Origin of the sequence: Kitasatospora sp. NPDC059722, from assembly GCF_042733235.1 — a bacterium.
Lineage (GTDB): Bacteria > Actinomycetota > Actinomycetes > Streptomycetales > Streptomycetaceae > Kitasatospora.
Genome location: NZ_JBHWGD010000028.1, coordinates 89,711 through 97,940 on the forward strand (window position 1 = coordinate 89,711; position 8,230 = coordinate 97,940).

General features: G+C 73.7%; 10 protein-coding genes and 1 tRNA gene. 2 read left to right on the forward strand and 9 right to left on the reverse strand.

The annotated features are described in order from the left end of the window. Positions 1 to 124 precede the first annotated feature (124 nt). From ACFV4F_RS19785 to ACFV4F_RS19810, 6 genes are all read right to left on the reverse strand, one after another. Positions 125 to 418: a Dabb family protein gene (locus ACFV4F_RS19785; RefSeq protein WP_380444574.1), complete on the reverse strand. Its 294-nt coding sequence runs from the start codon at positions 416 to 418 to the stop codon at positions 125 to 127. Between the two features lie 131 nt (positions 419 to 549). Continuing rightward, positions 550 to 789, reverse strand: a complete 240-nt coding sequence (locus ACFV4F_RS19790) for a hypothetical protein (protein ID WP_380444587.1) — start codon at positions 787 to 789, stop codon at positions 550 to 552. 379 nt (positions 790 to 1,168) lie between these two features. Beyond that, positions 1,169 to 1,258, reverse strand: a tRNA-Ser gene (locus ACFV4F_RS19795). Between the two features lie 57 nt (positions 1,259 to 1,315). Then, entirely contained in the window at positions 1,316 to 1,849 is a 534-nt protein-coding gene (gene tadA / locus ACFV4F_RS19800) for a tRNA adenosine(34) deaminase TadA (RefSeq protein ID WP_380444572.1), read from the reverse strand. Between the two features lie 51 nt (positions 1,850 to 1,900). Then, positions 1,901 to 2,473, reverse strand: a complete 573-nt coding sequence (locus ACFV4F_RS19805) for a tRNA adenosine deaminase-associated protein (RefSeq protein ID WP_380444570.1) — start codon at positions 2,471 to 2,473, stop codon at positions 1,901 to 1,903. A 236-nt stretch (positions 2,474 to 2,709) separates the two neighbouring features. Continuing rightward, the gene (locus ACFV4F_RS19810) at positions 2,710 to 2,946 is read right to left on the reverse strand and encodes a hypothetical protein (protein ID WP_380444569.1); all 237 of its coding nucleotides are present in this window, start codon (positions 2,944 to 2,946) and stop codon (positions 2,710 to 2,712) included. Positions 2,947 to 3,108: 162 nt separating this feature from the next. Between ACFV4F_RS19810 and upp the strand changes: the two genes are divergently transcribed. After that, positions 3,109 to 3,744 (forward strand): uracil phosphoribosyltransferase, encoded by a 636-nt coding sequence (gene upp / locus ACFV4F_RS19815; protein ID WP_380444567.1) that lies wholly within the window; start codon positions 3,109 to 3,111, stop codon positions 3,742 to 3,744. A gap of 85 nt (positions 3,745 to 3,829) precedes the next feature. Here upp and ACFV4F_RS19820 read toward each other — a convergent pair whose 3' ends face one another. Together ACFV4F_RS19820 and ACFV4F_RS19825 are read right to left on the reverse strand one after the other, a co-directional pair. Then, positions 3,830 to 4,501: a LytR C-terminal domain-containing protein gene (locus ACFV4F_RS19820; RefSeq protein WP_380494650.1), complete on the reverse strand. Its 672-nt coding sequence runs from the start codon at positions 4,499 to 4,501 to the stop codon at positions 3,830 to 3,832. A gap of 278 nt (positions 4,502 to 4,779) precedes the next feature. Further along, positions 4,780 to 5,076 (reverse strand): type II toxin-antitoxin system VapB family antitoxin, encoded by a 297-nt coding sequence (locus tag ACFV4F_RS19825; RefSeq protein WP_329927244.1) that lies wholly within the window; start codon positions 5,074 to 5,076, stop codon positions 4,780 to 4,782. A gap of 188 nt (positions 5,077 to 5,264) precedes the next feature. Here ACFV4F_RS19825 and ACFV4F_RS19830 point away from each other — a divergent pair, with 188 nt between their 5' ends. Further along, the gene (locus ACFV4F_RS19830) at positions 5,265 to 6,830 is read left to right on the forward strand and encodes a helicase HerA-like domain-containing protein (RefSeq protein WP_380504033.1); all 1,566 of its coding nucleotides are present in this window, start codon (positions 5,265 to 5,267) and stop codon (positions 6,828 to 6,830) included. A gap of 40 nt (positions 6,831 to 6,870) precedes the next feature. Here ACFV4F_RS19830 and ACFV4F_RS19835 read toward each other — a convergent pair whose 3' ends face one another. Beyond that, positions 6,871 to 8,037 carry a hypothetical protein gene (locus ACFV4F_RS19835; RefSeq protein ID WP_380504036.1) on the reverse strand — a complete coding sequence of 389 codons (1,167 nt, stop codon included), beginning with the start codon at positions 8,035 to 8,037 and terminating at the stop codon, positions 6,871 to 6,873. Positions 8,038 to 8,230 lie beyond the last annotated feature (193 nt).

The following is an 8,230-nucleotide window of genomic DNA, read 5'->3' on the forward strand; positions in this document are numbered from 1 at the left end:
CGCCCGGGGCCGGGGGGGGGCGGCCCCGCCGGGTTCGGCCCCGCCGGCCCGGGGGCCCCCCGCCGGGCCCGGGGGGGGGGCGCCGCGATCCGTCCGGGGGAAGCGCCCCGGGCGGATGGTGGTATCAGACCTCGATGTCCGCGATCACCCAGGTGGCGAACTCGCGCCACTGGCCGGCCGCGGCCTGGTGGGCCGGGTGGGTCAGGTAGGCCTGGAGCGCGTCGCGGTCCTCGACCAGGCTGTTGATCGCGTAGTCGTACGCGATGTCGCGCTCGGTGGTGTTCCAGGCGCACTCCCACTCGCGCAGCTCGGGGATCACCGAGCCGAGCCCGGCGAACGCCTCGGCGCCCGCGAGCGCGCGCTCGTCGTCCTTGCTGACGCCTTCGTTGAGCTTGAACAGGACCAGGTGCCGGATCACGATGCCGCTCCTCGCGGACGGGGGTACAGAGGGTCCCGCCCACCGTAGCCGGTGTGCAGCGGCGCCTCCGCGGCCGTCCGCCCCCTGGTCGGGCCCGTCCGGCGCCCGGGGCGGTCACCCGCCCGGGGCGGTCACTTGATCAGCCCGGTCATGAAGGTGCCGACGGCCTTGGCGGCGTTCGAGATGCCCTCGAAGCCCGACTGGACGAGCTCGGCCGAGCGGGCCGGCGAGGTGATGATCGAGTAGAGGACGAAGACGAGCAGGAGGACCATGCCGATCTTCTTCGCCTGCGCCATCGGGTGACCTTCCTCCCAGCCGTGGGCCGCCGTCATCCGGGTCCCCGAGCGGCCCTGCAGGGGCAGCTTATCCACCGGACGGGCTATCAAGTGTGCGACGCGTTCGCCCGGCGGGACGAAGGTCCCCGCGAGTGGGGTCTTTCTCCGGGTGCCCGCGGGCGGACCGGGCGGCAGGATGGATGGCGTACCGGGGATCTGGCAGGAATTCCCGGTGCGTGGATCCGGAGCTCCCCGCTGTGGGACCGGGTGCCGCGGCTCCTCCCCCGACCGCGGCACCGGTTGTGGGACTCCGTCGGGGGAGCGGTTGGTCCCCCCGAACCGCTCCCCCCTCCAGGCTCCGTACTCGACAAGGGCGTTGGTGGTCATCGGCCCCGGGTGCGGAGCCCTTTCCGCGTCACGAGGGTGCGCGGAAACGCCGAGGGCCCGTCCGGATCGGACGGGCCCTCGGGCTTTCTGGCGGTAGCGGTGGGATTCGAACCCACGGTGGAGTTGCCCCCACACACGCTTTCGAGGCGTGCTCCTTTGGCCGCTCGGACACGCTACCGAGAGGAACTCTACCGGACGGGTGCGGCGGTCACGAAATCCGTATCCCGGCGGACCTTCAGCGGGGGGTTTCGCGGTGGTCGCCGAAGAACGCGCGCAGCTGCTCGCCGCACTCGTCGGCGAGGACGCCCCAGATCACCTCGGGGCGGTGGTTGAGCCGCCGGTCGCGCATCACGTCGAAGAGCGAGCCGGCCGCGCCGGCCTTCTCGTCCAGGGCGCCGTAGACCACCCGGTCGATCCGGGACAGCACGATCGCGCCGGCGCACATCGTGCAGGGCTCCAGCGTGACGACCAGCGTGCAGCCACCGAGCCGCCATTGCCCGACCTTGTCCGCCGCCTGGCGGATCGCGACCACCTCGGCGTGCGCGGTCGGGTCGCCGACCGCCTCGCGCTCGTTGTGGCCGCGCCCGATCACCTCGCCGTCCGGGCCCAGGACGAGCGCCCCGACCGGGACGTCGCCGGTGGCCGGCGCCAGGGCGGCCTCGGCCATCGCGAGGCGCATCGGCGCCGCCCAGCGGTCACGGACCGGGTCGGGGCGGACGGGAGCGGGCAGCGGGGTGATCGGGAGGGCTGCGGGGGTGGCGGACTGCATGGCATCCAGTGTCGGGCATCCGGCGGCGGACACCGGTCGGCCCGCTGCCCGCTACCGGACCGCTTCCAGGACCTCGCCGCAGCCGAGGGCCTCGGCGATCTCCTCCAGGGCGTCGCCCGGCACGGCGCCCTCGCCGCTGAGGGCGAGCAGCTCCTCGGAGGGCAGGCCGAACTCGGTCAGCAGGTGGGAGTCGCCGAGCGGGCCGACCGGGACGCCGCCGTGCGGGGCCGCGTCGTCGGCGGCCTCGTCGGCCTCCTCCGCCTCCTCGCTGTCCTCCAGCTCCACGACCAGGTGGTCGAGGTCGCCGAACTCGCTCTCGCCGGCCTGGTCGACCAGCTCGTCGGTGAGGACCGAGCCGTACGAGCTGCGGGCGGCGGCGGCGCCGTCCGACACGAAGATCCGCGGGTCCTCCTCACCGTCCACCCGGACGATGGCGAACCAGGCGTCCTCCTGTTCGATGAAGATCAGGACGCTGTCGTCGTCCTGCGCGGCGTCGCGGGCCAGGTCGGCCAGATCGGCCAGGGTTTCGACGTCGTCGAGCTCCGTCTCGCTCACGTCCCACCCGTCCTCGGAGCGAGCAAGCACTGCAGCGAAATACGCCACCAGGGACACTCCCAAGATCATCGGTCTCGGCTGTCGGCGCGCACGGGCGACGCGAACATCTGGCCGCCCCCGCGCCAGAGGCGGTCCGCTGTTCGGACCGTCCCATCGGAATCGTGACAGAAAGCCCGCCCTCGCGGGGGGTGTTCGGCAGCGCGTCTTTGCAGGTCGTGTCGGAAGCGTCGGCCGGCGGCCGGCCGCGCGCCGCCCCGACCGTCCGGGGACGGCCGAACGGCGGACCCGGGCCCTCCGGAACCGCCTCAGATCCGGAAGGTTCGCATCCGCATCGCTTCGCGCATCCGGCGCTCCTTGGTCCGCCTGGGCTGGACCCGCTCCCGCAGCTCGCGCGCCTCGGTGAGCTCGCGGAGGAAGACGGCCCGCCGCTTGCGGCGCTCCGCCTCGGTCTCCTGGGGGCTCGCGGGCGGGCCCGCGCGGCCGCCCGAGGGGCCCCTGGGCTCCTCCGCCGAGCCGTCCCCGGCCTTCGGGTTGCTCGTCATAAGACGTGACATTCCCAGAACGGCCCGGTTGATACCACGGCGACCGGTTCCGTCCTGACATTCGCCGTGCGTCACGGCGTGTCACGGCAGAGTGAGCCCCGCCGCGCGCCGCGGGCCCGCGGCGTGTCGTACAGGCGTCCAGGGCCGGGCTAACCTCGGTACATGCGTCTCCACGTCGTCGACCACCCCCTGGTCGCCCACAAGCTCTCCACCCTGCGCGACGAGCGCACCGACTCGCCGACCTTCCGTCGCCTGACCGACGAGCTGGTGACCCTCCTCGCGTACGAGGCCACCCGGGACGTCCGCACCGACGAGGTGGAGGTCACCACGCCGGTGGCGGTCACCACCGGCACCCGCCTCAGCTACCCCCGTCCGCTGGTGGTCCCGATCCTGCGCGCCGGCCTCGGCATGCTGGACGGGATGACCCGCCTGCTGCCGACCGCCGAGGTCGGCTTCCTCGGCATGGTCCGCAACGAGGAGACCCTGGAGGCCTCCACCTACGCCACCCGGATGCCGGACGACCTCTCCGGCCGCCAGGTCTACGTGCTCGACCCGATGCTGGCCACCGGCGGCACCCTGGTCGCGGCGATCAGGATGCTGATCGAGCGCGGCGCCACCGACGTCACCGCCGTGGTCCTGCTGGCCGCGCCGGAGGGCGTCGAGGTGATGAAGCGGGAGCTGGCGGACCTGCCGGTCACCGTGGTCACCGCCGCCCTGGACGAGCGCCTGAACGAGAACGGCTACATCGTCCCCGGCCTCGGCGACGCGGGCGACCGCCTCTACGGCACCGCCGGCTGACGCACGATCCCCCGAACGACCGAGAGCCCCCCGGCGCACTGCCGGGGGGCTCTCCGCGTCCGTGTGCGCCGTGCGCGCCGCGCGCTCAGCAGCTGCCGGTGGCGGTCGGGGTGGGGGAGGGCTTGGTGGCCAGGGCGAGCGCGGCGGCGGCCTGGGTCTCGTCCAGGAGGGCGTTGTAGCTGTCGCCGATGACGAAGTCCACGCTGGCGTCGGTCCGCGCGTCGGCGGTGGCGGTGGCCCCCGCGATCTGCGAGCTGAGCAGGGTGGACGCGCCGGCGCCGGCCGGGCCGGCGATCACCTGGGCGGTGCCGGGCACCTTCTTGTCCAGCTCGGCCGGGGCGTTGCCGACCTTGCCGATGGTGAAGCCGCGCTTCTTCAGCTCGTCGGCGGTCCGTCCGGCGAGGCCGGCCTTCGTGGTCGCGTTGTAGACGTTCACGGTGATCGTGGCCGGCTGCGGGATCGCGTGCGGGTCGCCCGGCGCGCCGGAGGCGGCGGGTGCGCCCGGCGTGGCCCCCGGGGTGGGGGCGGCCAGCGCCTTGCCGGAGGGCGTGGCGCAGGCCTGCGCGCTGGTGTGCTTGTTCTTGCCGGTGAAGATGTCGTAGAGCTGCACGCCGCCGAGTCCGATGAGGGCCAGCGCGAGCAGCGCCGCGAGCCCGGCGATCACCTTGCGGCTCTTCTTGGGCGGCCGGCCGAGACGCGGATAGGCGTTGCCGGTGACGCGGTACTGCTTCCCCTTGAGGCCTTGGGGAGTCAACATGCTCACGGTTTGTCTCCCCCTCGGTGCCGGGGCGGGGTCGGGATGACACGGGATCTCGGGATGACGACGAGTCGGCCGGAGGGGTCGGTTCCCCAGGTCGCGGCCGTAGTCAGCAGATTAGTGCCCGTTGCCTGCGAAGGTACTAAACGATCATCATCTGGAGTACCCGGCTACCCGAAAGGGTGTACGAGAGGGGCGTGCGGAGGCGCCCGGGTACGACGGGACCGCCCTCCGCCTCGGCGGCGAGGGGGCGGTCCGGAAGCGTGCGGGCGGGCCCGTCACTCCATGTCGAGGACACGGGCGTGCAGCACCTGGCGCTGCTGCAGCGCGGCCCGTACGGCCCGGTGCAGCCCGTCCTCCAGGTAGAGGTCGCCGCGCCACTTCACCACGTGGGCGAAGAGGTCCCCGTAGAAGGTCGAATCCTCGGCCAGCAGGGTTTCGAGGTCGAGCTGGCCCTTGGTGGTCACCAACTGGTCGAGTCGCACCGGGCGCGGGGCGACGTCGGCCCACTGGCGGGTGCTGGTCCGGCCGTGATCCGGGTACGGCCGCCCATTGCCGATGCGCTTGAAGATCACACGGAAAGCCTACCGTTCGGACGGCGGATGGCGCAGCAGCCGCGACGCCGCCACGCGCTCGGGTGTGAACTGCGGGTGGACGTTTGCGGCTGTTTGATGGGAAATGTCGCGAACTTCGCCCACGATTTCCGACCGGGTTCCGCCCCATTGGCGCGGCCCGGTCCCGCTCTGCCCAGGAGTGTGCCCCGATGTCCTCCGCCCTCACCCCGCCGGCCGTCCGGGAGATCGCCGACGGGTACGCCTTCACCGGGCCCGCCCTCGACCTCGGCGCGGTGCTCCTGGACGGCACGGCCTACCCCGACGCCCAGGTGCGCATCCCGCTCGCCGTGCTCAACCGGCACGGGCTGGTCGCGGGCGCGACCGGCACCGGCAAGACCAAGACCCTCCAGCTGATCGCCGAACAGCTCTCGGCCCAGGGCGTGCCGGTGTTCCTCGCCGACGTCAAGGGGGACGTCTCCGGGGTGTCCGCGCCCGGCGCGCCGAGCGAGCGCACCGCCGCGCGGGCGGCCGAGGTCGGCCAGGAGTGGACGGCCACGGGCTGCCCCGCCGAGTTCTTCTCGCTCGGCGGCGAGGGCACCGGCATCCCGGTCCGGGCCACCGTCACCAGCTTCGGGCCGCTGCTGCTGTCCAAGGTGCTGGACCTGAACGAGACCCAGGAGTCCTCGCTCAGCCTGGTGTTCCACTACGCCGACCGGGCCGGCCTGGAGTTGTACGACCTCAAGGACCTCACCGCCGTCATCGGCTTCCTCACCTCCCCCGAGGGCAAGGAGGAGCTGCGGACCGTGGGCGGGCTCTCGTCGGCCACCGCCGGGGTGATCCTGCGCGCCCTGACGGTGCTGGAGAACGAGGGCGCCGGGGCGTTCTTCGGCGAGCCCGAGTTCGACACCGCCGAGCTGCTGCGCACCGCGGCGGACGGCCGGGGCGTCGTCTCGGTGCTGGAGCTGCCCGCGGTGCAGGACCGGCCGCGGCTGTTCTCCACCTTCCTGATGTGGCTGCTCGCCGACCTCTACCAGGAGCTGCCCGAGGTCGGCGACCTCGACAAGCCCAAGCTGGTGTTCTTCTTCGACGAGGCGCACCTGCTGTTCAAGGGCGCGTCCAAGGCCTTCCTGGAGGCGATCACCCAGACCGTGCGGCTGATCCGCTCCAAGGGCGTCGGGATCTTCTTCGTCACCCAGACCCCGAAGGACGTGCCCGCCGACGTCCTCGCCCAGCTCGGCAACCGGGTGCAGCACGCGCTGCGCGCGTTCACCCCGGACGACGCCAAGGCGCTCAAGGCGACGGTCTCCACCTTCCCCCGGTCCTCGTACGACCTGAGCGAGGTGCTGACCTCGCTCGGCACCGGGGAGGCCGTGGTGACCGTCCTGTCGGAGAAGGGCGCGCCGACGCCCGTCGCCGCGACCCGGCTGCGGGCGCCGCAGTCGCTGATGGGGCCGGTCGACGAGGGCGCGCTCCGGGCGCTCGTGGACGCCTCTCCGCTGACGGCGCGCTACCGGGACGCGATCGACCGCGAGTCGGCGTACGAGAAGCTCGCGGCCCGGGCGGCGCGCGCCGAACCCGCGCCGGCGCCCGTCCCCGAGCCGTCGCGCGACGCGGCGCGGGAGGCGGGGCGGGCCGGCGCGCAGGCCGGGGCGGGCGGGCTGCTCGGCTCGCTGCTGAACAACCCGACGGTGAAGTCGCTCGCGCGCTCGGCCGGGAAGCAGCTCGGGCAGGAGATCTCGCGCAGCCTGTTCGGGACGTCCAAGCGGCGGCGGTAGGGCCGCCGGTGGGGGCCGCCGGTGGGGCGGGCGGTGGGTCCTACGCGCGGAGCGCGGCGCCGATCCGGTCGAGCGAGGACAGACGCATCAGGCCGTAGTTGTAGAACTCGACCTCGGGGACGCCGAGTTCGCGCAGGACGGCGAGCTTGGCGGCGAGGTTCTCCGGGCCGTCGCAGTCCGAGGACATCGGGCGCAGGATCACCGCCATGTCCTGCGGGCGGACGCCGTGCAGGGCGAAGGCGGCGATCTTCTCCCGGACGGCCTCGGGGGTCCTCGCGTAGCCGAGCGTCTCGATCTGGTCCGCGGCCCCGGCGAGCGCGGGCAGGTCGATGCCGGACAGCCAGCCCTTGCCGGGGCCGCCGCCGTCCATGAAGCTCAGCCGCATGCCGTGGCGACGGGCCTGCGCGGACAGCTCGGCGGCCAGCGAGGTGACCGTCGCGGCGGAGGCGTCCACGTAGGCGGCGAACGCGCCGTCCGCGAGCTCGTCCAGCGCACCGGGCTCGGCGGCGGCCCTCTCGTCGGCGAGGCGGCGGCGCAGCTCGGTGCGCACGGCCTCGGCGACCTCGTCGGCCGGGACGCCCGCGCCGGCGGCGGCCGTGCGGCAGTGCGGGCAGAAGCAGACGCCGAGCAGCGCCTCGGCGACGGGACCGAGCTCCTCGAAATAGCGTTCGTGGTGGTAACCGTGGCGCAGGCCGTGGAAGTGCAGCGACTCGGCCCGGACCGCGTCCACGCCGTAGCGCGCCAGGTCGGCGACGAGGGTGTGCGCGTACTCGCGGACCTCCGGGTTCGCCGGGCACAGCTCGGTGAGGTGGCGGTCGCCGAAGGCGTTGGCCGGGGCGCAGTCGGGGTGGGCGAAGCCGAGCCGGTCGTTGTGGCAGAACACCGTCCAGGCGTGCAGCCCGAGGCCGCGGCGGCGGGCCTCGGCGGCGGCCTCGGCGAACGGGTCGCGCTCGCCGATGGCGGTGGACGGGACGGGCGCGAGGCGGCGGCCCCGCCAGCGGGCCGGGTCGGGGCGGAAGTAGGCGGCGCCCGGTTCCAGGTAGCGGACCACCCGGCGGGGGTTGTGCGGGAAGACGTCCCGGGCCTCGTGGTAGACCGAGGCGAGGGTGACGCCGCCGACCCCGGCACGGTCGGCGAGGTTGCCGAAGAAGGTGTCGGGGCCCTCGTCCAGCAGGTCGGTGGCGAAGGCGAGGACGGACGACTGCACGGTGCGGCTCCGGAGCAGGGGGCGGGGGCGCCGTCCACGCTAGCCGCAGGGGTTCGGATTGGTCTATACCTGGCCGGTCGGGCACTGCGCCGGACGGGCTAGTACTCCAGTGAGAGTTCTCCGTTTTCCCTGGTCAGCGGCCTGGTGGTCGGGAGTGTAGCCGGGCCGTGCCGGGGGCGGAGGGGTGTTCGCC

Bases quoted from the DNA above. Each gene is read 5' to 3' on its own strand.
- tadA (WP_380444572.1), bottom strand. From the start codon at position 1,849: ATGCAGTCCGCCACCCCCGCAGCCCTCCCGATCACCCCGCTGCCCGCT.
- ACFV4F_RS19805 (WP_380444570.1), bottom strand. From the start codon at position 2,473: ATGATCTTGGGAGTGTCCCTGGTGGCGTATTTCGCTGCAGTGCTTGCT.
- ACFV4F_RS19810 (WP_380444569.1), bottom strand. From the start codon at position 2,946: ATGACGAGCAACCCGAAGGCCGGGGACGGCTCGGCGGAGGAGCCCAGG.
- upp (WP_380444567.1), top strand. From the start codon at position 3,109: ATGCGTCTCCACGTCGTCGACCACCCCCTGGTCGCCCACAAGCTCTCC.
- ACFV4F_RS19820 (WP_380494650.1), bottom strand. From the start codon at position 4,501: ATGTTGACTCCCCAAGGCCTCAAGGGGAAGCAGTACCGCGTCACCGGC.
- ACFV4F_RS19830 (WP_380504033.1), top strand. From the start codon at position 5,265: ATGTCCTCCGCCCTCACCCCGCCGGCCGTCCGGGAGATCGCCGACGGG.